The 22,408-nt window shown below is 50.8% G+C and carries 22 protein-coding genes; 13 read left to right on the forward strand and 9 right to left on the reverse strand.

Translation table 11 applies throughout. The annotated features are described in order from the left end of the window. Positions 1–76: 76 nt before the first annotated feature. From CHB59_RS04785 to CHB59_RS04795, 3 genes are all read right to left on the reverse strand, one after another. Positions 77–289, reverse strand: a complete 213-nt coding sequence (locus CHB59_RS04785; RefSeq protein ID WP_089375090.1) for a hypothetical protein — start codon at positions 287–289, stop codon at positions 77–79. Between the two features lie 185 nt (positions 290–474). Continuing rightward, on the reverse strand, positions 475–1,230 hold the full coding sequence (locus tag CHB59_RS04790) for a nodulation protein NolW (protein WP_143738691.1): 756 nt from the start codon (positions 1,228–1,230) through the stop codon (positions 475–477). Between the two features lie 76 nt (positions 1,231–1,306). Next, positions 1,307–2,476 carry a cupin domain-containing protein gene (locus tag CHB59_RS04795; protein ID WP_089375092.1) on the reverse strand — a complete coding sequence of 390 codons (1,170 nt, stop codon included), beginning with the start codon at positions 2,474–2,476 and terminating at the stop codon, positions 1,307–1,309. Between the two features lie 165 nt (positions 2,477–2,641). On the opposite strand from CHB59_RS04795, the gene CHB59_RS04800 reads away from it, so the two are divergent. Further along, positions 2,642–3,121: an FKBP-type peptidyl-prolyl cis-trans isomerase gene (locus tag CHB59_RS04800; RefSeq protein WP_089375093.1), complete on the forward strand. Its 480-nt coding sequence runs from the start codon at positions 2,642–2,644 to the stop codon at positions 3,119–3,121. A gap of 94 nt (positions 3,122–3,215) precedes the next feature. On the opposite strand, the gene CHB59_RS04805 is transcribed toward CHB59_RS04800, so the two are convergent. From CHB59_RS04805 to CHB59_RS04815, 3 genes are all read right to left on the reverse strand, one after another. Beyond that, the gene (locus tag CHB59_RS04805) at positions 3,216–3,464 is read right to left on the reverse strand and encodes a hypothetical protein (protein ID WP_089375094.1); all 249 of its coding nucleotides are present in this window, start codon (positions 3,462–3,464) and stop codon (positions 3,216–3,218) included. Between the two features lie 96 nt (positions 3,465–3,560). Then, positions 3,561–6,086 carry a DNA mismatch repair protein MutS gene (gene mutS, locus CHB59_RS04810; protein WP_089375095.1) on the reverse strand — a complete coding sequence of 842 codons (2,526 nt, stop codon included), beginning with the start codon at positions 6,084–6,086 and terminating at the stop codon, positions 3,561–3,563. Between the two features lie 204 nt (positions 6,087–6,290). Next, positions 6,291–8,483 carry a TonB-dependent receptor family protein gene (locus CHB59_RS04815; protein WP_089375096.1) on the reverse strand — a complete coding sequence of 731 codons (2,193 nt, stop codon included), beginning with the start codon at positions 8,481–8,483 and terminating at the stop codon, positions 6,291–6,293. Between the two features lie 327 nt (positions 8,484–8,810). Between CHB59_RS04815 and CHB59_RS04820 the strand changes: the two genes are divergently transcribed. Beyond that, a complete protein-coding gene (locus CHB59_RS04820) occupies positions 8,811–10,148 on the forward strand; it encodes a histidine kinase (protein ID WP_179212079.1) in 1,338 nt (445 codons plus the stop codon). Between the two features lies 1 nt (position 10,149). Then, positions 10,150–10,788, forward strand: coding sequence for a response regulator (locus CHB59_RS04825; protein WP_089375098.1), 639 nt, complete (start codon positions 10,150–10,152; stop codon positions 10,786–10,788). A 237-nt stretch (positions 10,789–11,025) separates the two neighbouring features. Here CHB59_RS04825 and CHB59_RS04830 read toward each other — a convergent pair whose 3' ends face one another. From CHB59_RS04830 to CHB59_RS04840, 3 genes are all read right to left on the reverse strand, one after another. Then, complete coding sequence (locus CHB59_RS04830) at positions 11,026–11,667, reverse strand: response regulator (RefSeq protein WP_089375099.1); 642 nt, start codon at positions 11,665–11,667, stop codon at positions 11,026–11,028. After that, positions 11,664–12,998 (reverse strand): ATP-binding protein, encoded by a 1,335-nt coding sequence (locus tag CHB59_RS04835; RefSeq protein ID WP_245835036.1) that lies wholly within the window; start codon positions 12,996–12,998, stop codon positions 11,664–11,666. The genes CHB59_RS04830 and CHB59_RS04835 overlap by 4 nt, the downstream gene beginning before the upstream one ends. 334 nt (positions 12,999–13,332) lie before the next feature. Beyond that, a complete protein-coding gene (locus CHB59_RS04840) occupies positions 13,333–14,142 on the reverse strand; it encodes an inositol monophosphatase family protein (RefSeq protein ID WP_089375101.1) in 810 nt (269 codons plus the stop codon). 125 nt (positions 14,143–14,267) lie between these two features. Between CHB59_RS04840 and CHB59_RS04845 the strand changes: the two genes are divergently transcribed. From CHB59_RS04845 to fdx, 10 genes are all read left to right on the forward strand, one after another. Further along, a complete protein-coding gene (locus tag CHB59_RS04845; protein WP_089375102.1) occupies positions 14,268–15,023 on the forward strand; it encodes an RNA methyltransferase in 756 nt (251 codons plus the stop codon). Between the two features lie 38 nt (positions 15,024–15,061). Next, positions 15,062–15,814 (forward strand): serine O-acetyltransferase, encoded by a 753-nt coding sequence (cysE, locus tag CHB59_RS04850; RefSeq protein ID WP_089375103.1) that lies wholly within the window; start codon positions 15,062–15,064, stop codon positions 15,812–15,814. A gap of 100 nt (positions 15,815–15,914) precedes the next feature. After that, positions 15,915–16,388, forward strand: a complete 474-nt coding sequence (gene iscR, locus CHB59_RS04855) for a Fe-S cluster assembly transcriptional regulator IscR (RefSeq protein WP_089375104.1) — start codon at positions 15,915–15,917, stop codon at positions 16,386–16,388. Positions 16,389–16,400: 12 nt separating this feature from the next. Next, positions 16,401–17,549, forward strand: coding sequence for a cysteine desulfurase family protein (locus CHB59_RS04860; protein WP_089375105.1), 1,149 nt, complete (start codon positions 16,401–16,403; stop codon positions 17,547–17,549). Positions 17,550–17,561: 12 nt separating this feature from the next. Further along, positions 17,562–18,779 carry an IscS subfamily cysteine desulfurase gene (locus tag CHB59_RS04865; RefSeq protein WP_089375106.1) on the forward strand — a complete coding sequence of 406 codons (1,218 nt, stop codon included), beginning with the start codon at positions 17,562–17,564 and terminating at the stop codon, positions 18,777–18,779. Between the two features lie 60 nt (positions 18,780–18,839). Next, the gene (gene iscU / locus CHB59_RS04870; RefSeq protein WP_089375107.1) at positions 18,840–19,241 is read left to right on the forward strand and encodes a Fe-S cluster assembly scaffold IscU; all 402 of its coding nucleotides are present in this window, start codon (positions 18,840–18,842) and stop codon (positions 19,239–19,241) included. 9 nt (positions 19,242–19,250) lie between these two features. Beyond that, complete coding sequence (iscA, locus tag CHB59_RS04875) at positions 19,251–19,574, forward strand: iron-sulfur cluster assembly protein IscA (protein WP_089375108.1); 324 nt, start codon at positions 19,251–19,253, stop codon at positions 19,572–19,574. Positions 19,575–19,634: 60 nt separating this feature from the next. Continuing rightward, on the forward strand, positions 19,635–20,168 hold the full coding sequence (hscB, locus tag CHB59_RS04880) for a Fe-S protein assembly co-chaperone HscB (protein ID WP_089375109.1): 534 nt from the start codon (positions 19,635–19,637) through the stop codon (positions 20,166–20,168). A gap of 9 nt (positions 20,169–20,177) precedes the next feature. Beyond that, a complete protein-coding gene (gene hscA, locus CHB59_RS04885; RefSeq protein WP_089375110.1) occupies positions 20,178–22,046 on the forward strand; it encodes a Fe-S protein assembly chaperone HscA in 1,869 nt (622 codons plus the stop codon). A gap of 3 nt (positions 22,047–22,049) precedes the next feature. Next, complete coding sequence (fdx, locus tag CHB59_RS04890) at positions 22,050–22,391, forward strand: ISC system 2Fe-2S type ferredoxin (protein ID WP_089375111.1); 342 nt, start codon at positions 22,050–22,052, stop codon at positions 22,389–22,391. Positions 22,392–22,408: the final 17 nt, after the last annotated feature.

Raw genomic sequence — 22,408 nt, forward strand, 5'->3', positions numbered from 1 at the left:
TTGCTACAGTCATGAAAAAAGCCGACATCAGTCGGCTTTTTTCGTCAATCAAGACTGGCAGAAAGCCAGTACTCAATTATTCTGCAGGAGCTTCAGCAGGTGCAGCTTCTTCAGCTGGAGCAGCTTCTTCAACAGGTGCAGCTTCTTCTGCAGGAGCTTCAGCAGGTGCTTCTTCAACAGCTGGAGCAGCTTCTTCAACAACAGGAGCTTCAGCAGGTGCTTCTTCCTTTTGACCACAAGCAGTCAGAGCAAGTGCGAGCAGAGCGGCAAGCAGAGCGGAACGTGTCATTTTGTATCCCTATTTAATATGTAGACAAATAAATAATTAAAACCAGTTACGGCCAGCCCTCAAGGCTAACCGAGTGTCAAAAATTCTACCATCTCCGACAGAAAATACCACTGTTTTTTAGACTTAATTCTCGATTTTGCCTAATTCCGTTTAATTGTTGTAGCTCTGTATCTTTTGTAAATAAGCTAATCCACTTTGATTTGCAGAGGCTTATTTCTGCTTTCAGCATACTGATGCTGGAACAATATTTCACGGCTCATCTGGTCATGGTTCCACATCACGGCATTGATATCCAACCACTGTCCCCTCCCAACTCTAACAACAGATGAAAGATGTTCAAAATCAATATCATGATCATCATATTGACGTACAATACGTGGTGTCACTTCCACCTCTATCTCGTTACCAATATAGCGAAACCGCACCGCAAAACCTGTTGCGAATTTATCAAGTGCAACAGTTTGTTCTTCAGTAAGATATTGCGTCATCAATTCCTCCCACTGCGGATTGAGCGTGGTCTGCTCATTGACGCAAATAAAAATTTGCTCTCCATCCTGCACAGTGAGAAATCGCTCGCTTTTGTGTATGTCCATTGAGTGAGACTCAATCGGTGCAGATCCAATTTCGTCTTTCTCAGCCACTTGTGACACATCAACATCGTTCACTGTGTCGTTTTCAGTGACACCCATACCAGGAGAGTGCTCCTCATGGCTGATGGTAATGTACATATTCCGTTGTATCGCATCCAGCCTCTCCACCAGAGCCTCTACTACTGCCATATCTTCCGGAGTTGCACGCACAACCAAGTGATAGTCCATGGTGCTGACAGACCCCTCAGGACCAACCACTTGCTGGATTGCTAGCAGGATATCCTGCGGAAAACGGTGTTGAAGCGGGATCATGCGGAAATCCAGCTCTGCCGCCTGCAAAGAAAAGCTCACCAGATATATACTGATTAACAAACTCCGCATTTTTGTCCCTGCAAGATTCGAAAGTGCCGGATGGCAAAATACTGCTTCACTTATTCAAGTACAAATACCCAGCCAGGTACCAGTCATATAATTGTTGTATCAGGATATCATCTTGCAATACTGACTGATCAAAACAATATGCAGGTAACTGGCGCTGATCCGCCAACATTGTCCACAGATGTTGTGTTTGCTTGGCAGGAGTGAACTGTTCTCCATTCATGAAAAACTGAGCTTCATGAAATAACATCTGGCTTTTACCCGACATCACAATACCGTGTTTTGGCAATTGCTGCCTGAATGTCTTCAGGCTGATATGGTCTGCGGCATCGAAGATCACGTGAGGTTTCGGCTCAGAAAGATAACGCCCGAGAAAAGCCGCCACGTCCTGCGGCTGCCATCTCACCTGATTCAACATGGTGCTTACCTTTTCCAGCATGGTATTGCTGATTTCCGCCGGATGTTCCTGGTATTGCAGTTCAGGGTCCGCATACATGCCCTCCACCTTCAATTTATCCTGAAGATAATTGAGAAACTCACCGGCAAGCTCCTGGGCAGCAGGAGCACGGAAACCGATGGAATACGTCATTGCACTGCCGACTGCAATCCCCCAGTGTGCCACATGAGGTGGCAAATAGAGCATATCTCCGGGCTCCAGCACCCACTCCTGCTCCATACTGAAGTTCTGCAATATGCGTAACGGAGCACCTTCGACCAGACTCAAATCCTCCTGCTCACTGATCCGCCATAAACGCTTGCCCTCTCCTTGCAGAAGGAATACATCATACGAGTCAAAGTGCGGCCCTACCCCGCCCATATCAGGCGCAAAACTCACCATCAAATCATCCAGCCTGGCATGCGGTATAAAAGAAAATTGTTGCAGCAATGCTGCTGCTTCAGACATGTGGTGATTGACCCCTTGCACAAGCAGAGTCCAATCCCGTTCTGGTAATTGGCTGAAACGTGCCTCGTCAAATGGACCACTTTCCATATGCCAACGCTTGCTCTTGAATGAAATCAACCGGGACTGCACCTCTTCCTCACAGGCAAGACCTGCCAGTTCATCTGGGCTCAGCAGCCCGCTAAACCCAGGGATCGCCTGCCTGATCAACAAGGGCTTTTTTTGCCAATACTCAGCCAGGAACTGTTCAACGCTCAAACCACCAAGCAAACTCAAGGATTGATTGGGGAGGATATGTGAAGAATTAGTGTTTTTCATGTGTGCATCATAGCGTATTGCTTACCTTGAAAAGAAATTAGGTTAGAATCTTTTGCAAGTTCCAACAACACAGTCATGTTGCAGGCAACCGCACCGGGTTGTATGCTGCATCTTGTTGCATTAATAACACTAGCCTTATCCCATTATTTTAAAGAAGGATCTTTCATGCAGATTGCCATGAACACCGTTGTCACCATCACTTATGAATTACGCGACAGTGATGGAAATATCCTGGAGTCCAGTAAAGACCCAGTCAGCTACCTGCATGGTGGTTATGACAATATTTTTCCACGCGTGGAGGAAGAACTTCACGGCAAGTCCACCGGTGACTCGATCGAACTAAGCCTTGAGCCTGCTGATGCCTTCGGTGATTACGATGAAGAGCTGGTACAAATTGAGCCAGCTTCAGCCTTTCCTACGGAAGAATTGAAAGTAGGCATGCAGTTCGAAGGCGAAGATGAAACCGGGGATGTCATACTGTATACAGTTACCAATATCGAGGATGGCAAAGTCATTGTGGATGGCAACCACCCATGGGCTGGCGAGCGCGTATTGTTCAAGGCGACCATTACTGCAGTACGTGAAGCAGGTAAGGAAGAAGTTGAGCATGGCCATGTACACGGTGCTGGCGGCCACCATCATTAAAACACCATGGGCGCATGCCCAATAAAAAAGGCAGCCTGTTGGCTGCCTTTTTCGTATCCGGTGGCGACTCTGGAAAGCCGCCAGACTATTTATTTCATGCACAAGACACTGTGCGGCCAAGCTTTTTCGCACGGACTTTCTTGCGTTTTGCCAGGCGCTCACTGACGCGTGACTGCCTGATGGAAAGTGCCCAGTTGTAACTGGTCCAGGCAATGGATACTGCCAACGCCACACCACCAGCCACCATGGCACCTATTTCTTCGTCAGCAAACCAGCCGATCATGGCCACAAATGAGGCAAAGACTACTGGGATGACAATCTTGATAAAATACTCGACAACCATATATTCCTTTTGGGATTAACGTTATTAAACTGCAGTCCCGGTAAGGACTACAGTTCATATTCTGACAGCGAGTTGTTTCAGAATTATGTCGGTTTTCTATAGTAATTTTTTCAATTTGTACAATACATCCAATGCCTGCCGGGGAGTCAGCTCATCCGGGTCAACCACTTCCAGCTCCGCCACTGCAGGATGCATTACAGCTTCAGGCTCAACTTCGGCCGCAATAAACATATCTCCCTGCCATGCAGTAGCCTGTTGTGCCACCTGGCTTTGTTCAAGCTGAACCAGCTTGCGTCTGGCAGCATTGACCACTGATCGGGGAATACCTGCCAGTTGTGCGACCTGCAGGCCGTAGCTCTGGCTTGCCGGGCCGTCTTCCACGTTGTGCAGAAAGACAATGCCGTTTCCATGTTCCACAGCATCCAGGTGCACATTGACTGCGTGCTTGAATTCGTCACTGATTCTGGTCAGTTCGAAGTAATGCGTTGCAAACAAGGTATAACTGCGATTCTTTTCCAATAATTGGCGCGCCACGGCCCAGGCCAGCGACAGACCATCGAATGTAGATGTGCCCCGACCAATCTCATCTAGCAATACCAGGCTCTGCTCGGTTGCGTTATGGAGAATATTGGCAGTTTCCGTCATCTCCACCATGAATGTAGATCGCCCACCAGCCAGATCATCAGAAGCGCCGATGCGCGTGAAAATCCTGTCGATTGGGCCGATCCTGGCAGATTTTGCCGGGACAAAGCATCCGCAATGCGCAAGCAACACGATCAATGCAGTCTGCCGCATATAGGTCGATTTCCCCCCCATATTTGGCCCGGTGATCAGCAACAATTGACGGTATGGCGACAACGATACGCTGTTGGCGATAAAGGGTTGCGTCAATTGCTCCACCACGGGATGGCGCCCCTCCTCGATACTCAGTCCAGGCTCACAGCTGAACTGCGGCGACACATATTTCAGCACTTCTGCCCGCTCGGTAAAGGTTGCCAGTACATCCAGCTGCGCTACAGCTCCGGCATTCCGCTGCAGTACCGCCAATGCAGGCTGCAACTCCTCCAGCACAGTCTCGAACAATATTTTTTCACGCGCCAAGGCACGCTCATTCGCTGATAATACTTTATCCTCGAACGTCTTGAGCTCAGGGGTAATGTAGCGTTCTACATTCTTGAGTGTCTGCCGTCTGCGATATTCAGCAGGCACGTGTTCTGATTGTGCACGACTGACTTCAATATAAAAGCCATGCACACTGTTATATTCCACCTTGAGGTTATTGATACCACTGCGCTCACGTTCCTGCGCTTCAAACTTGAGGAGGAACTCGCCACAATTGGCTTGAATATTACGCAACTCGTCCAATTCTGCGTCAAACCCATCGGCAATCACCCCGCCTTCGCGCAATACTGCTGCAGGCTCATCCTGGACCGCTGCAAGCAGCAGCTCAAGTGCGGCCTGTGGCACCTCCAGCTCATGCTGCAAGGATTGCAGCAAGGCAGAATCATCCGCCATGATAGTCTGCTGCAATATCGGCAATTGCCGCAGACTATCGCGCAAACCAGACAAATCCCTTGGCCGTGCCGTTTTCAAGGCAATTCTTGCGGTAATGCGCTCAATATCCCCCACATTACGCAACACCGGACGCAACGCCTCATACTGGGGCTGCAATCTGGCCACGGCCTGTAATCGTGCCTGGATATCCGGTTGGTGCTGCAGGGGATGATGCAACCAGTTCCTGAGCAGGCGCGCGCCCATCGCTGTCACCGTCGTATTCAGAAGTGAATACAATGTCGGCGCAGCCTCTCCCCGTAAAGTCTGGTCTATTTCCAGGTTGCGTCGTGTTGCCGCATCCAGCTGGATAAACTGATTGCCCTGCTCCACCAGCAGGCCCTGGATGTGCGGCAGGCTGGTACGCTGCGTATGCTTGACATAATCGAGCAGAGCGCCGGCAGCCATGATCGCTGCTGACATGTCGGCACAACCGAAACCGTCCAGATCATATGTATTAAACTGCTTGGTCAACCCCTGCATGGCGGAATCAAGGTCAAACTGCCAGGGCGCCAGGCGTTTCTTGGAGCACTTCACGGCCTCGAGGGCGGGATGAGCATCATCATCGGCATAAATGACTTCTGCGGGGCTGATGCGCTCCAGCTCTTGCGCCAGCAGTCCCGGCGCAATTTCACTTAATACGAATCTCCCTGAAGCAAGACTGATACGTGCCAGGCCCAGCACACCGTCACCTCGTGCAATCGCAAGCAATAGATTGTCACGTGTATCATCCAGCAACGCTGCATCCGTCAGGGTTCCTGGCGTCAGGATACGTGTGACCTGGCGCTCTACAGGCCCTTTGCTTTTTGCCGGATCACCCACTTGTTCACAGATGGCAACGGCCTCACCCATTTTTGCCAGTTTGGCCAAATATTGTTCAGCCGCATGGTAAGGCACACCTGCCATGCGGATAGGCTCACCATTGGAACTGCCGCGCTTTGTCAGCGTGATACCGAGCAACCGCGCCGCCTTTTCCGCATCATCGTGAAATAACTCGTAGAAATCTCCCATGCGGTAAAACACCAGCATATCGGGATATTGCGCCTTGATGCCGAGATACTGGCGCATCATGGGGGTGTGCTGCTCTAGGGAAACATTTTCTGTATTACTCAAACCATTGCCTATTCATATGCGTTTGCCAGGATACAAACATCGCGATCACAAACTTTCATTATAGCGCTGCCCCCTTGATCGCCATGCAAAAAAAAACGCCTCGCGAAACGAGGCGTGTGATTACAATGCCAGCAAAATCTGGCGGAAGGATGCAGTCAGTGTTTAGAAGTCGTAGCGTACCCCCCCGAATACCTGGCGTTGACGGCCTGCCGCCATACCATCTACCCGGCTTGCCAGATACTCTTTGTCACCGAGGTTATGCCCACTGACAAAGAAAGTTGCCTTGCTGCCTATTGGCCGGTAACTGACCGAGGCATTCACCAACGTATAGGATGGAATCTGGCCGCTCATTCCACTCAAAGGATCATAATCTGCACGACCGGCACGGAAAATTACATCCTCGCTCTGGGCACTGACATAATCCACACCAATACGGGCATTGAAGCCGACTGGATGCTCATAACCAAAGTTCAGGGATGCAACATGCTTGGGAGCATAAGCCAGGCGATCACCACTGTGGATACCTTCTGCCGCGCTGTCCTTCTTGAATTTGGCAGTGAACAGATTGGTATAAGTACCAGAGATATAGAAATTATGGGAAGTATCATAAATAGTGCCGAAATCCACACGTCCAGCAAACTCAATACCGCTGTGTTGTGACTTGCCACCATTTACAAACCGGCCAAAACCGTTGCTGACCACAATTTCATCAAAGTCGGTATGGAACAGAGTTGTTTCAAATGCAATGCCCTTGAAATAATTGGATCGCAAACCCAGTTCCCAGTTGGTGCTCTCTTCTGGCTTGGTCTTGGAAACCACTGCAGTATTGGCTGCACTCGCCTCAATATCGCGATCAGGCCTTGGAGGTGCAAACCCCTTATGCACACCAGCAAATAGAGTAGTATTGGCAATACCATTCCAGGCCACACCCAGTCCCGGCAAAACCTTGCTCTGATGATTGGTCAGCTCGGATTCAGGATTATTCTGCACAGCCCCTTCCGCACGCTTCACATTGGTGGAAATACGCAAATCCTCAATCCGCAGCCCCGGTGTCAGGGACCAATCTCCCAGATAGAAAGTGTTCTGGGCATAGTAGGACTTGGCTTCAACATTGATCGCAATATCTTCGCGATGACTGCCATTGGCCTTCGCCCACCCCAAGCTCTGTGCCAGCGGGTTGCCATCCCGGTACTGGTCGCGCTGAATATCTTCCTTGTGATAACGGAAACCAATCACCGCATCACTGGCAATGCCGAACAGGTTGTGGCTGATATCCAGGCGTGGCTCAATACCCCAATATTCATACTCACGCGGACGCCAGCGACCACCACAGGCAGCCGAATTGGTTTCAGTCGCTACCACACCTGGACAACGGTCCATCTCCGACCTGCCACCCAGGCTACCAGGCTCATTGATCTGCCGGAAAGAAGCCCTGTCCGACTGGGCATAATAAAACTGCGTGCTGAGTTTGGCAGCATCAGTGATCTGGAAAATATGCTGTAGCTGCAGGGACTTACGAGTATGGTTGAAAGAATCCTGCCGACCAGTGGGTGCCTGATACTTATCTTCCGCATACTCCACGGTACCGAGCCCAGTTTCAGAAATACTGGAATTCTCTTCATACCACCCCATCTTGGCAATCAGCGTATTACGTTCATCAAGATTCAACTGACCTTTCAGGGTCAGCTCATTGATTTCGAAATCATGATTGTCACGAATGCCATCCCCTTTACGATTGACAGCATCCAGCATCACACCACCCCAGTCTCCACCAGTGCCGATGTTGACATGACCACCGCTGAAATTATTGTTGCCGATCACAGCCATTACACTAGCTTGGAACTCCTTGGGCACAGGCTTGGTAACGAAATTGATCATGCCACCTACGGTCTGTGGGCCATACAAAGTCTGTCCTGATCCCTTCACCACTTCAATTCTGCTCACGCGATCCAAAGGCGTTGAGTAATGCGCAGAAGGATCTCCGTAGGGAGCCAGGAACAATGGAACACCATCCTCCATCAACAAGGTACGTGATGTACGACGCGGATTTAAGCCACGAATACCAATATTGGGTGCCAGTACAAATGCGTCCTCGCCAACGATATTGATACCCGGTGTTTGATTCAACGCTTCACGCACACTGAATGGTTGGCGAGATTTCAGCTCCTTCTCATCCACGACATCAAATGAACCGGGTACAGCCTCCAGCCGATCCGGCAAGATGCCCGTCACATTAACCTTATCAGCGACAACACTTTCTCCATTTTCCGTGTGCTCTTGCTGGCTTGCCTGCTCAGCTGCAAATGCCGGCATGATCAGGATCATGGCTGCCATTCCCATTATTGGTTTTCTCATCACTTGTGCGTTCCCTCTAAATGTCATTAATGCCGGAACCACTTCCTGCTCCGGCGCTTCTCCATAAACATTGTCAATATTATTTAATTGTAAAAATATGTAATCAACAACAAGCGAGAGTTTCCAAGGATTAACCTGATCAAAGAAGAGGAGTTATTCACAAATAATTCTGGGAATAACTCCTAAATATGTGTTGAATATACTTCCATGTTAAATAACTTTACTCATGCCCAAAATCGGGAAAAAGTCATAAATGCAGGCATAGCAAGCGATTTCAGGAAAAAATCACTTCCTCAAGATGAATCATGTCTGCACAATGCCCGCACAATGAGCATCAATTCACCCAACACGGCAGTCACTCCAATCTGGTCGCGTATGTCCCAGTCCTCGCGCGACATCCTCATTGCCTTGTTTGTCATTACCAGCGTTTTTCTTCTTTCTGCAACACTGGATCTTTCAGAAAAATTTATTGAATGGGCACTGACACACGAGTCCTTGCAGCTGGATGAATTCCCCCTGGTACTATTTTCCGCAGCTCTGGTTTCCATCTGGTTCTCACGGCGCCGCATGCGTGAAGTTGTCTCGGAGGCAAATCGCAGAATCGCGGCAGAACATCTGTCCATCAAAAATCAACATATGTTCAAGACCTTGTTTGATCAAGGGTTGTGTGGCAATTTCGTCGCCGATCTGAAAGGTCATATCCTGCTATGCAATCAGGCTTTCAGCACAATGTGTGGCAGAAATGAGGCGACTCTCAATCTCAAGGACGCCATTGGCAACCCGTGGAATAACTTATGTAAGAAGTTGCTCACTGCAGAGAAAGTGGATATTGCTGAACTGGTTGTCAAAAGACCCGATGGCGCACCATGGATTGTCGCTGCCAGATTGACACGCTCTATCAGCGGCCAAGAGCCTCTGGACAATACTATTCACGGATTCTTCATCGATATCACTGAACAGTATCTGGCTGAAAGGGAACTGGCTGCGCTGTTCAAGGAAAACCAGGCGCTGGCCCGCCACGCAATGCAGGTTCAAGAAGAAGAACGACGCCATATTGCTCGGGAGATTCATGATGAAATGGGGCAATACCTGACCGCAATACGGCTGGAACTCGCCACGCCACCCAAGAATGATATTCAACTGATGACAGCATTTGCACAACGCATCAGCTCACACGTAGAACATATCCAGCAGGCTGTCCGTGGCCTGATCCACCAGCTACGTCCTACGGCACTTGACTCACATGGCTTGGTGGAAGCCGTACAACAATTGGTTGCAGAATGGAAGAAACAGCATACAGAGATCGACTGCCAGCTGTCATTGGATCAAAGCTGCCATCAGCTACCCGAGAAAACCAATATTGTTGCCTACCGCATTGTGCAGGAATCACTGACCAATATTGCACGCCATGCACATGCCCGGAATGTATCCATCAAGCTGATGCGCACGCGCGGCATTCTGACAGATACACTGACCATTGAAATACGAGATGATGGTGTCGGTTTCAACCCACACACTCCAAGAACTGGCTTTGGCTTATCTGGAATGCGTGAGCGTGTGGAATCTGAGGGTGGTGTTTTCAACCTGCATAGCCAAGGCAAAGGTGTCGTGATTTCAGCCAGCATTCCGCTTAATACCGCATTACAAGCAATTCAGGAAAGTTAATATGGCTCAGAAAATATTATTGGCAGATGACCACGCCGTAGTCCGCAGCGGCTTGCGTACGCTATTGGAAAATGTGGGTTACCAGATCATCGCCGAGGCAGAAAATGGAGAACGCGCCTGCATTCTGTGGCAGGAGCATCATCCAGACCTTGGCATCCTTGATCTTGATATGCCAGGCATAGGAGGGCTGGAAAGCCTGAACCGCATTATCGCCCGGGATGCCAATGCCCGCCTGATCATTTTCAGTATGCATAATGACAATATTTATGCCGCTCGTGCCATGCAGGCTGGCGCCAAAGGTTATGTGGTCAAGACTGATGCACCTGAAGTATTACTCGAAGCAGTGAAACAAGTCCTGCGTGGTGGCCGTTATATTGGTCACGAGCTGGCACAGCACCTGGCCATGGACAGGTTCTCCCCGACAGAGAACCCACTGGAAAAACTTTCGCCTCGCGAATTTGAAGTATTCCGCCGTATTGCCGAAGGTGTTTCACTTTCAGGCATTGCCGAGCAATTGCACATCGGCTATAAAACCGCCGCCAATATCCAAACCCAGGTGAGACAGAAACTCAACGTCCAGACTACAGGGCAGCTGGTACACCTTGCCATACGCTTTGGCATCACCCAGCAACGCGATTGATGGATAAAAAAAACCAGGCAATTGCCTGGTTTGAAAAATCCTTAGCGGTAATGGAGTGTGAACAACAGGCTTGGTGGTTTGAAACTCATACTAAATCACCAGTCGTTGAATAGCATCGTATGCTTAAGCACCTCAACCAGCCATGAATTAATTCCCAAATTCATCCGGGATTTATTCCTGAAAATGAAAAATATCATCAATTATCGGGAATTTGACTATCCCGCGTAGCAATCCCTACTACCCCTCGATCACACCATGCTTGATTGCCAAGCGCACCAGTTCAATCGGGCTGGTAATGCCCAATTTCTGTTTCAGCAAAGTCTGGTAGTTTGCGACTGTTTTCTGGCTGATTTTCAAGATGGTGGAAATTTCTTCGATACCTTTACCGGCTGCCAATAAGCGGAAAACCTCAAACTCCCGGGCAGAAAGCAATCGGGTAGGATCATCACTGCCAGAAAGGGTCTGTAATGCAATTTGCTGGGCAATTCCCGGACTTAAATATCCTTTGCCCTGCGCCACTTCGCGAACAGCTTGCACCAAGTCATCTGCAGCACCTGACTTGGCAACATATGCCCTGGCTCCCGCACCCAGCGCTTGAGAGGCAAATGCTGCATTTTCATGCATTGAGAAAATAATGACGCGCGCCTGTGGATAGCGGGCAATGATCCTGCGCAGAGCCTCCAACCCACCCATGCCCGGCATGGACATATCCATCACCACGACATCAGGTAGATATTCTCCATAGTGTTGATATGCCTGCTCCCCGCTGCCAGCCTCCGCAGTCACTTCCACACCGTCGTTCTGCTCCAGCAAGCGTCGCAAACCGGAACGAACCACCTCATGGTCATCTACGAGCATGACATTAATCTTGGTACTCATTGTGTTTCCTTTGATGATTCTTGTAGTGGTAACTCGACACGAATGCGCGCACCTGCTGCCAGCGCACTTTCCAGCGAGAATCGCCCTCCCAGCCCTTCTACACGCTCACGCATTCCAGCCAGTCCGAACCCTGACGGAAGTTGTGTCATATTGAACCCACGCCCGTCATCAGTCACCTCGATACTGAGCATGGCATCCACAATATAAATACGGATATCCACCTGGTTTGCATGTGCATGCCGGGTAATATTGGTCAAGCATTCCTGCACAATACGATAGACAGCCACTGCCATGGTTTCATCCTGCACATGATCAAGGTTGTCAGGTATGTCCAGATTGACCTGCACTTTCCGGTTACGCTGTTTCCAGGTATTCACCAGGTCCGTCACTGCCGTTGCCAGGCCAAACGCATCCAACCCGGATGGACGCAAACGTTGCAACATATCATGCACAATATCCATCATCTGCCGCGCCACAACGCTGATGGCCTGCGCACTGTCCTTGGCACCTTCAATATCTTTGGCATTAATGATGGCAGAAGCATCAACATGCACAGCTGTCAGGTACTGTCCTATTTCATCATGCAGGTCTCGTGCCAGATTCTTGCGCTCATCCTCCTGCAAGCGAATCATCTGCTGGGTCAGCTTATGATTGTTATGGATACTTTTCTCCAGCGTTTCCGCCATCGCATTGAACTTCCGGCTAATCCCTGTGAGCTCTGGCAGTTCAAACTCAGGCAACCTGGCCTTGAGGTTTCCCTGCTCCAGCTCATTCAACGCAGTCATCACACTATCCACAGGCCGCATGGCACGGCCAACAGCCCAGTACACCAATGCATTCACGGCAACAAAGAAAATAGCAACCAACATCAGTAAACTCAGAATATCGCCCAGCACCTCCTGGATTTCATAGCTAGGATCTGGCGTCACCACGAGCTCCCCTATCATACGACCATTGGCAAATATCTTGCGACGGATTTCCGGCATGGCGGGTGAAAGCAAATCCATGGCCTGTATCAGCCAGGATGAAGACAGCTGATGCTCCGCTTCGATATTACTGTCCCGCAACCGGCCCTGTGCATCGAAAAATTCAATGCGTAAATGACGTACATTACCCAGGCTGTGCAAGCGGAATATGGAATTGGAGTTCTGGCCTTCTGCTTCGCGCATCCAGCCAAAATCCGAGGTGTAGTGCAGGATTTCGGCATCCAGCAAATGCATCGCCAATGTTGCCGTTGACTGCACCTCGGCACGCACATCATCACGTGCGTTATGAACCATCAATACAGCCGCCAGCAACAATACTGAAGCCAGCAGCAAAGTAATGATCAAATTTAGACGTAGCTTGAGGTTCATCGGTGAACTGGATTGAGCTGTCCGTTGCGAGTGATTGCGCAATTTAAATCAGTTCTCCGAAAACAGAAACGGGAGAAAGTCCCGACACTTGTATTGATGCCACAAAATATTGATGAACATTTCCTCTCTCTCTAATGAGACATTCCTACAGCATGAACCGGTCTGCTCTCTTAGAATGAGCACCAGAAGTTAAGAGTTCACTCCATGTTCTTTGCAACTTCTCCATAGTGTTATGCCAGCGTGAGATTCACGCTGGCTTTTTTTACGCATGGAACAAACAATAAAAACCGGTGGCAGGGATTGCCTGAATTTATCGAGTTTTCTGTGTTTTCAATTCATCAGTCAGGTGGGGAGACAATACCTGCAGCATCTGGGCAAAAACCTTGGGGTTCGCTGCCACAATGTTACCGCTCTCGAGAAAGCCTTCATTGCCTTGAAAATCCCCCACCAGGCCGCCTGCCTCATGCACCAGCAAGGATCCTGCAGCAATATCCCAGGTGGACAAGCCGATTTCCCAGAAACCATCGAACCAACCTGCAGCCACATAAGCCAGGTCCAGCGCGGCAGAGCCGGGACGACGCAAACCAGCAGATTTTTTCACCATATCCTTGAACATGCCCAGATAGGTTTCAAAATGTGTGAAATCCCGGAATGGAAAACCTGTCCCGATCAATGAATCCTGCAATTTTGGACGGTTTGTGACACGAATACGCTTGTTATTCAGGAAGGCACCGCCACCACGAATGGCAGTGAACAGGTCATTGCGGCTGGGATCATAAATCACGGCACGCGTAATCTGGCCTTTTTGCTTCAATGCGATGGATACGGAGTATTGCTGGAAACCATGCAGAAAATTGGTCGTACCATCCAGAGGATCAATAATCCAGACATTCTCCGCATCCGCGTCCTGCTTACCACTTTCTTCGCCAAAGAACCCATGGTCAGGATATGCATCCTTGAGGATGGCAATAATCGCCTCCTCTGCAGCATGATCGATTTCACTGACGAAATCATTGTAATCCTTGCTGCGTACGGTCAACGCACCAATATCCATAGAGCCACGATTAATAATATCGCCAGCACGGCGAGCGGCCTTGACCGCATTATTCAATAAATGCATAGAATCTTTCTATTATGATTTCCCGACACACTGGGCCGGCTTTTAAAGAACAGACAGTGATGGCAGTACAATAATCAAGTACATACCGCAAAACTGGTAAAATGCCATTTTAATGCTTTATTGCCATGACCTCCACACCAAACCTGTTACAACATGTACGCATCGTCCTCTGCCAAACCAGCCATCCTGGCAATATAGGGGCCGCAGCACGCGCCATGAAGACAATGGGCTTATCCCAACTCGTCCTGGTCAATCCAAAATCCTTCCCCCACGCGGATGCCATCGCCATGGCATCCGGCGCTTCAGATATCCTGGATAACGCCCGGGTATGCAGCAGCCTGACAGAAGCGCTAAGCGACACCACACTTGCCATTGGCATGAGTGCACGCCGGCGTGAACTTTCTCATGAACTCGTTTCCGCACATACCAGCGTGCAGCGCGCCATCGCGACCGCACACCAGGCAGCTGTCGCATTTGTATTTGGCACAGAGATGAGCGGCCTGTCCAATGCCGAGCTTGATCATTGCCAGCTACTTGCCATGATTCCGGCCAATCCGGAATACTCCTCCTTGAACCTTGCTGCTGCAGTACAAATCATCAGCTACGAACTGCGTATGGCAGCCCTGGACAATCCACAACCTGCCCACTCAGAAACCACGCAACCATTAGCTACCAATGAAGATGTTGAGCGACTTTACTCCCACCTGGAACAAACACTGATTGAAATCGGCTTCCTCAACCCGGATCAGCCCAAACGCTTGATGCAGCGCCTACGGCGTCTGTATGGGCGCACCGCCCTGGAGCAAGAGGAAGTCAATATCCTGCGCGGCATCCTGAGTGCCACACAATCTCCAAGACCACCTGAATCTACCAACTCCTGAACGTATTGTTTGCCATCAATTCAGGGTAAAATAGTAAGATGTTCAGCCATATCAAAGAAGACATCAGCGTTGTTTTTGAACGCGATCCCGCTGCCCGCACCCGCTGGGAAATCCTGACAACCTATCCCGGCGTGCATGCCCTGTTGACGCATCGCTTCTCGCACTGGTTGTGGACACACCGCCTTTATTGGTCAGCAAGAGTATGTTCGCATATCGCCCGCTGGCTGACGGGCATAGAAATCCATCCTGGCGCTGTCATTGGCCGCCGTGTATTCATTGATCACGGCATGGGCGTCGTTATCGGTGAAACAGCGGTCATTGGAGATGACTGCACTCTTTACCATGGCGTTACGCTAGGCGGCACCTCATGGAACAAGGGCAAACGTCACCCTACATTGCTGGAAGGCGTGGTCATTGGCGCAGGCGCAAAAATCCTGGGGCCAATCACCATAGGAGCAAAAGCCAAAATAGGCTCCAACGCCGTAGTCGTCAAGGATATTCCGGACAATGCCACAGCTGTAGGTATTCCGGCGCGTCTTGTCGACCAGGAAAAGTCCCGCCAACAGGATCGCATGGCAGACAAAATCGGCTTTTCTGCCTACGCAGTCAGCGACAATATGAATGACCCCATGACCAAGGCCATACACACCCTGCTTGAGCACATTTCAAACCAGGATATCCAGTTACAGGAAATCAAGGAACAGCTGGTAAAGCTTGGTGCTGACGTGGAAACAGACACGGAAGTGGGTCAGGCATTCGACGTGAACTACATCAACAAAATAGTTGACTAAAGTATTCAAGTATTCTAGAATTTGTACGAGTGAGAGTGATGGAAAAAGTAGCGTCAACCTCAATAGTGGCGCGTCATCCGAACAATTTTAGGAACTGAATATGCGATTAACCACAAAAGGTCGTTTTGCAGTGACCGCAATGCTGGATTTAGCCCTCAACGAAGAGGAAAAACCAGTCACCCTTGCTGGCATCAGCGAGCGCCAAGGCATCTCCCTTTCCTATCTCGAGCAGCTTTTCAGCCGCTTGCGTCGCAATGGGCTGGTAAAGAGCGTGCGTGGCCCAGGTGGTGGCTATCGTTTGGCAAAAGTCCAGACTGATATTTCCGTATCCGACATTATCACTGCAGTAGACGAGCTGATAGATGCGACACAATGTGGCGGCAAGGAGAACTGTCATGAGGGCAAGCCCTGCATGACACATGACCTGTGGTCCAGCCTCAACACCAAAATCCTGGAGTATCTCTCCGGTGTAGCACTAGCCGACCTGGTCGCTTCACAACGCGAAGGCAAGGAAATCCGCTTTACTGTACGTCGTGAAAGCCAGCGTCCCCAGCCCGTGCAGGTTGCAGCCTGACAGGATTGCATCATGAACCGGGCGGTCTATTTCGACAACAATGGCACTACAGCACTAAACCCAAAAGTGTTGCAGGCGATGTTGCCATACCTGTCGCAACAGCAAGGCAATGCCACCAGCCGTCATATTTTCGGCCGTGCTGCCCGCAATGCTGTAGACCAGGCTCGTGAACAAGTAGCTGACGCCGTCGGGGCACATCCATCGCAGGTGATTTTCACCGGTGGCGGCACCGAGGCGGATAACCTGGCAATTACCGGCGTGGCAAACGCATTAGGCTCCGGCAAGATTGCCATCAGCAATATAGAACACCCTGCAGTATCACGCCCTGCTCTTGCATTGAAATGGCAGGGCTGGGCTGTCGAGCAGATCGCGACCAACCAATACGGTCAGGTTGAGAAAAACACGCTGGAAACCGTATTACAGAAACAGGTCGACATGGTATCCATCATGTTGGCCAACAATGAAACCGGCGTTATTCAGGATATTGCCGCACTGGGTGAGATCGCCCGGCAACACAAGGTATACATGCATACCGATGCAGTGCAGGCCCTGGGGAAAATACCCGTTGATTTTGCGGACCTGAATGTCCATGCCATGACACTGTCATCGCACAAGATCAATGGCCCACAAGGTGCTGGAGCACTGATTCTGGACAAGCGCATTGATATTCGACCGGTGCTGTACGGTGGTGGTCAGGAAAAAGGCCTACGCAGCGGCAGTGAAAATATTGCCGCCATTGTGGGGTTTGGCGCGGCCTGCCAACTGATCGCAGCAGAACAACCCGCTCGCCATGCAGCACTGTTGGGATTGCGTCAGCGCCTTGAGCAAGGTCTCAGCACATTAGGTGCCGTGATTTTTGCCAGTGATGCGGAGCGCCTGCCCAATACCAGTTTTTTTGCCTTCGATGGCATTGAGGGTGAAACTCTGGTCATGGCACTCGACAGGCAAGGATTTGCAGTCGCCAGTGGCTCAGCCTGCTCCAGCGACAGCACTGAACCCAGCCACGTATTGCTGGCCATGGGCGTACAGCCGGACCTGGCCCGCGGTGCCATCCGGGTGAGCCTGGGTAATGACAATGACATACATGAGGTCGATGCTTTCCTGCAGGCGCTGGAAATCGAGCTCTCAAGATTGAGAAAATTAACTGCAGTTGCAATTTAGGAAAACGGAAATATGACAGTACGTACGCCGATTTATCTGGATTATTCAGCCACTACCCCGATTGATCCACGAGTGGCGGAAAAAATGATCCCTTACCTTACCGAGCATTTTGGTAATCCGGCATCGCGCAGCCACAGTTTTGGCTGGACTGCTGAAAAAGCCGTGGAGAATGCACGTGAGGAAGTGGCCAAGCTGGTGAACGCTGATCCGCGTGAAATCGTCTGGACATCAGGTGCCACGGAATCTAATAACCTGGCCATCAAGGGAGCTGCAAATTTCTACAGCCCCAACAAGGGCAAACATATTGTGACTGTTCAGACAGAACACAAGGCAGTGATTGATACCGTACGCGAACTGGAACGCCTGGGTTACGAAGCCACCTATCTGGTTCCTGAGCCTGATGGCCTGATTGATCTCGAAAAATTCAAGGCAGCGCTGCGTCCAGACACTGTCTTGGCCTCTGTCATGCTGGTCAACAATGAAATCGGAGTGATTCAGGATATCGAGGCGCTGGGTAACATCTGCCGCGACCAAGGTATTATTTTCCACGTTGACGCCGCACAGGCCACCGGCAAGGTGCATATCGATCTGCAGAAACTGCCTGTCGACCTGATGAGTTTTTCTGCCCATAAAACCTATGGCCCCAAAGGCATAGGCGCGCTGTATGTACGCCGCAAGCCACGCGTACGCATTGAGGCACAAATGCATGGTGGCGGTCATGAACGCGGCATGCGTTCCGGCACGCTGGCAACCCACCAGATTGTGGGGATGGGAGAAGCCTTCCGCATCGCGCGTGAGGAAATGGACATTGAAAACCCACGTATCCTGGCATTGCGCAACCGCCTGCTCAATGGCTTGCAGGATATCGATGAGGTATATGTAAATGGCGACCTGGAACACCGCGTTGCACACAATCTGAATATCAGTTTCAACTTTGTAGAAGGTGAATCCCTGATCATGGCGGTGAAGGATATTGCGGTATCCAGTGGATCGGCGTGCACATCTGCAAGCCTGGAGCCGTCCTATGTCCTGCGCGCACTGGGCCGCTCTGATGAGCTTGCGCACAGCTCCATCCGCTTCTCTATCGGGCGTTTCACCACTGAAGAGGATATTGACTACGCGATAGAGCTCATGAAGAGCAAGATTGGTAAATTGCGTGAATTATCCCCACTCTGGGAAATGCATCTGGATGGAGTGGACTTGAATACTGTGGCATGGGCTGCACATTAACAGTAGTTGGGTACCAATTGCGACTGCGGCTCTTGGTGCCAATTTTGAGGAGTAATAAACATGGCTTATTCAGACAAAGTACTCGATCACTATGAAAATCCACGTAACGTGGGCTCTCTGGACAAAAACGATCCGTCAGTAGGTACCGGCATGGTCGGCGCTCCGGCTTGCGGCGACGTGATGAAGCTACAGATCAAGGTCAATGAAGAGGGCATCATCGAAGATGCAAAATTCAAGACCTATGGTTGTGGTTCGGCGATTGCCTCCAGCTCACTGGTCACGGAACTGATCAAAGGTAAATCCCTTGATCAGGCAATGGAAATCAAGAATTCTGACATTGCAGAAGAGCTGGCATTGCCACCGGTCAAGATTCACTGCTCCGTACTGGCAGAGGACGCCATTCGTGCCGCCATTACTGACTTACGGACTAAGCAGGGTATCAAGGACGAACAAGTAGCTTAAAGGACAGGCATGGCAATCACGTTGACTGAAACTGCAGCAAACCGCGTGCGGAAGTTTCTTGCCAACCGAGGCAAAGGCATAGGCCTGCGCCTTGGCGTCAAGACTACCGGCTGCTCGGGCATGGCTTACACACTGGAATTTGTTGATGATCTCAACACCGAGGATATGGTGTTTGAAAGCCATGATGTCAAAGTGATCGTGGATCCCAAGAGCCTGGTTTACATTGATGGTACGGAATTGGACTTTACCAAGGAAGGTCTCAATGAAGGGTTCAAGTTCAACAACCCGAATGTCAAGGATGAATGCGGATGCGGTGAAAGCTTCACCGTCTAGCTTGTCCGTATCAAACCTGGGCAGTCGGCACCCGGCTGCCTCTCCTGCATATGAACCCTTATGTCCAATCTGCACAAGAACCATTTTGAACTACTCGGCCTGACAGCACAATTTGCGCTGGATACACAATTACTGGATCAGCACTACCGTCAACTGCAGGCTGAAGTTCACCCGGACCGCTTTGCTGCGGCATCGTCCACTGAACGTATGCAATCCATGCAATGGGCAACCCAGGTCAATGAGGCATACCAGACACTCAAGCAGCCCACTGCACGAGCCCGCTATATCCTCGCACTCAAGGGTGTAGACACTGAGGAAGAAAATAATACGTCCATGCCGGCAGATTTCCTCATGCTGCAAATGGAATGGCGTGAAGCAGTGGAAGAAGCATACGACGCCCGCGACCTTGCGGCACTCGACAAGTTGTTAGGTGATATGCGGCAGGAATCCCAAGATTTGCAGGACATGCTGGCAGCTACATTGGACCAGCAGCAAGCATGGCAGGAAGCGGCTGGCATGGTGCGAAAATTAAGCTTCATTGACAAGATCCGCGCAGATGTTGCGCACAAGATAAGCAAACTGGAAGACGAATAAACTCAAGTCATGGCGTTATTACAGATATCAGAACCGGGTATGAGCAGTGCACCGCACCAGCACAAGCTGGCAGTGGGCATAGACCTGGGCACGACCAACTCACTGGTGGCTACCGTACGTAGCGGCCTGGCGGCTGTGCTACTCGATGACACCGGGCATGCCCTACTTCCATCCATCGTGCATTATGCTGCTGATGGTCAGATAGATGTGGGCCACAGTGCGCAACTACAACAAACCCAGGACCCGCAGAATACCCTGCTATCAGTGAAGCGTCTCCTGGGACGTGGCCTGTTAGACATTGGCAACATTGAGCACCTGCCGTATCACTTTGTTGAGACCCCAGGCATGGTGCAAGTCAAGACGCGAGCCGGGATCAAAAGCCCGGTCGAAGTGTCCGCAGAAATTCTCAAGGCGCTGAAGTTCCGTGCAGAACAAGCACTGGGAGGAGAACTGACCGGTGCTGTCATTACCGTCCCCGCCTATTTTGATGATGCACAACGGCAGGCCACAAAAGATGCGGCACGCCTTGCCGGCATCAATGTACTACGCCTGCTAAATGAACCTACAGCAGCAGCCGTGGCCTATGGCCTGGAGAACGCCGCAGAAGGCATTTATGTCATCTACGATCTGGGAGGCGGGACTTTTGATGTTTCAATCCTGCGATTGGCGAAAGGTATTTTTGAAGTACTTGCCACCAACGGCGACTCAGCGCTGGGTGGCGATGACTTCGACAGGCGCATTTTCTGCTGGATACTGGAACAAGCCGGATTACAGCCTCTTGAGCCTGCAGACACCCGCCTGCTGACCACCAAGGCACGCGAAGCAAAGGAATGGCTGACCGATCATGCCAGCGCCAATATCACGGCTGTGTTGAGCCAGGGTGAAGTGATTGACCTGCACCTGAGCCAGTCTGATTTTCATGCCATGTGCCAACAGCTCATCAACAAAACCCTCCTTCCCATTCGCAAGGCATTACGCGATGCAGAGCTGAATGTTGAAGAAGTCCAGGGCATTGTCCTGGTCGGTGGCGCCACACGCATGCCTCAAGTGCGCCATGCAGTCAGCAGTTTTTTTGGCCGGGAACCCCTGACCAACCTGGATCCTGACCAGGTGGTGGCGCTAGGTGCCGCCATACAAGCCAACGTCCTTGCCGGCAACCGCAATGATAATGACCTGCTGCTGCTAGATGTCATTCCGCTCTCCCTTGGCCTAGAAACCATGGGCGGGCTGGTGGAAAGAATCATTCCGCGCAATGCCACACTCCCTATCGCACGCGCACAGGACTTCACTACATTCAAGGATGGCCAGACTGCCATGAGCATTCACGTCCTGCAGGGTGAGCGTGAGCTGGTCGCAGATTGTCGCTCACTGGGGCGTTTTGAGTTGCGCGGCATTCCTCCCATGGCTGCCGGTGCCGCACGTATTCGCGTCACCTTCCAGGTGGATGCCGATGGCCTGCTTTCCGTCTCGGCCCAGGAGCAAACCAGTGGCGCCCATGCGGATATCGTGATCAAACCGTCATACGGATTGAGTGAAGAGCAGATCGTCGACATGCTGCAATCCTCATTCAGCGCTGCAGAAACCGATAAGCGTGCGCGCATGCTGCAAGAGGCGCGCGTCGATGCGGCCCGTCTGCTGGAGGCAATAGAGGCAGCCCTGAGACAGGATGGAGAAGCGTTACTGGACGCCAATGAAAAAGCGGCCATCACCACTCACATGGAAAACCTGCGCCAATTGACGCAGCAAGAAGACAGCGATGCCATCAACAAGGCCGTTGAAACACTCAATCACGCGACAGAACATTTTGCTGCGCGCCGTATGGATGCTTCTGTCAGAAAAGCACTGGCTGGGCAGGCATTGAATACTTTGGAACTTTAAATCATGGCAAAAATTACTGTGCTGCCCCATCCGGAATACTGTCCCGAAGGCAAAACCTTCGAGGCCCAGCCCGAACGCTCCATCTGCCATAACCTGCATAAACAGGATATTGACATCGACAGCGCCTGTGGTGGCGTTTGTGCCTGCACCACGTGTCACATCTACGTGCAGAAAGGCTACAACTCCCTGTCAGAACCAGATGAAAATGAAGAAGACATGCTGGATCAGGCCTGGGGACTCAAACCCAATTCCCGCTTATCCTGTCAGGCCATCATTGGTGATGAGGACGTAGTGGTTGAAATCCCCATTTACTCCCTTAACCTCGCCAAAGAGCCTCCACACTAGATTCATCAGCCATTAGG

Origin of the sequence: Methylobacillus rhizosphaerae (assembly GCF_900187985.1) — a bacterium.
Taxonomy (GTDB): Bacteria; Pseudomonadota; Gammaproteobacteria; order Burkholderiales; family Methylophilaceae; genus Methylobacillus; species Methylobacillus rhizosphaerae.

Coding starts and splice junctions, on each gene's coding strand:
- CHB59_RS04785 (WP_089375090.1), bottom strand. CDS start 289: ATGACACGTTCCGCTCTGCTTGCCGCTCTGCTCGCACTTGCTCTGACT.
- CHB59_RS04795 (WP_089375092.1), bottom strand. CDS start 2,476: ATGAAAAACACTAATTCTTCACATATCCTCCCCAATCAATCCTTGAGT.
- CHB59_RS04800 (WP_089375093.1), top strand. CDS start 2,642: ATGCAGATTGCCATGAACACCGTTGTCACCATCACTTATGAATTACGC.
- CHB59_RS04805 (WP_089375094.1), bottom strand. CDS start 3,464: ATGGTTGTCGAGTATTTTATCAAGATTGTCATCCCAGTAGTCTTTGCC.
- mutS (WP_089375095.1), bottom strand. CDS start 6,086: ATGATGCGCCAGTATCTCGGCATCAAGGCGCAATATCCCGATATGCTG.
- CHB59_RS04815 (WP_089375096.1), bottom strand. CDS start 8,483: ATGAGAAAACCAATAATGGGAATGGCAGCCATGATCCTGATCATGCCG.
- CHB59_RS04820 (WP_179212079.1), top strand. CDS start 8,811: ATGAGCATCAATTCACCCAACACGGCAGTCACTCCAATCTGGTCGCGT.
- CHB59_RS04825 (WP_089375098.1), top strand. CDS start 10,150: ATGGCTCAGAAAATATTATTGGCAGATGACCACGCCGTAGTCCGCAGC.
- CHB59_RS04830 (WP_089375099.1), bottom strand. CDS start 11,667: ATGAGTACCAAGATTAATGTCATGCTCGTAGATGACCATGAGGTGGTT.
- CHB59_RS04840 (WP_089375101.1), bottom strand. CDS start 14,142: ATGCATTTATTGAATAATGCGGTCAAGGCCGCTCGCCGTGCTGGCGAT.
- CHB59_RS04845 (WP_089375102.1), top strand. CDS start 14,268: ATGACCTCCACACCAAACCTGTTACAACATGTACGCATCGTCCTCTGC.
- cysE (WP_089375103.1), top strand. CDS start 15,062: ATGTTCAGCCATATCAAAGAAGACATCAGCGTTGTTTTTGAACGCGAT.
- iscR (WP_089375104.1), top strand. CDS start 15,915: ATGCGATTAACCACAAAAGGTCGTTTTGCAGTGACCGCAATGCTGGAT.
- CHB59_RS04860 (WP_089375105.1), top strand. CDS start 16,401: ATGAACCGGGCGGTCTATTTCGACAACAATGGCACTACAGCACTAAAC.
- CHB59_RS04865 (WP_089375106.1), top strand. CDS start 17,562: ATGACAGTACGTACGCCGATTTATCTGGATTATTCAGCCACTACCCCG.
- iscU (WP_089375107.1), top strand. CDS start 18,840: ATGGCTTATTCAGACAAAGTACTCGATCACTATGAAAATCCACGTAAC.
- iscA (WP_089375108.1), top strand. CDS start 19,251: ATGGCAATCACGTTGACTGAAACTGCAGCAAACCGCGTGCGGAAGTTT.
- hscB (WP_089375109.1), top strand. CDS start 19,635: ATGTCCAATCTGCACAAGAACCATTTTGAACTACTCGGCCTGACAGCA.
- hscA (WP_089375110.1), top strand. CDS start 20,178: ATGGCGTTATTACAGATATCAGAACCGGGTATGAGCAGTGCACCGCAC.
- fdx (WP_089375111.1), top strand. CDS start 22,050: ATGGCAAAAATTACTGTGCTGCCCCATCCGGAATACTGTCCCGAAGGC.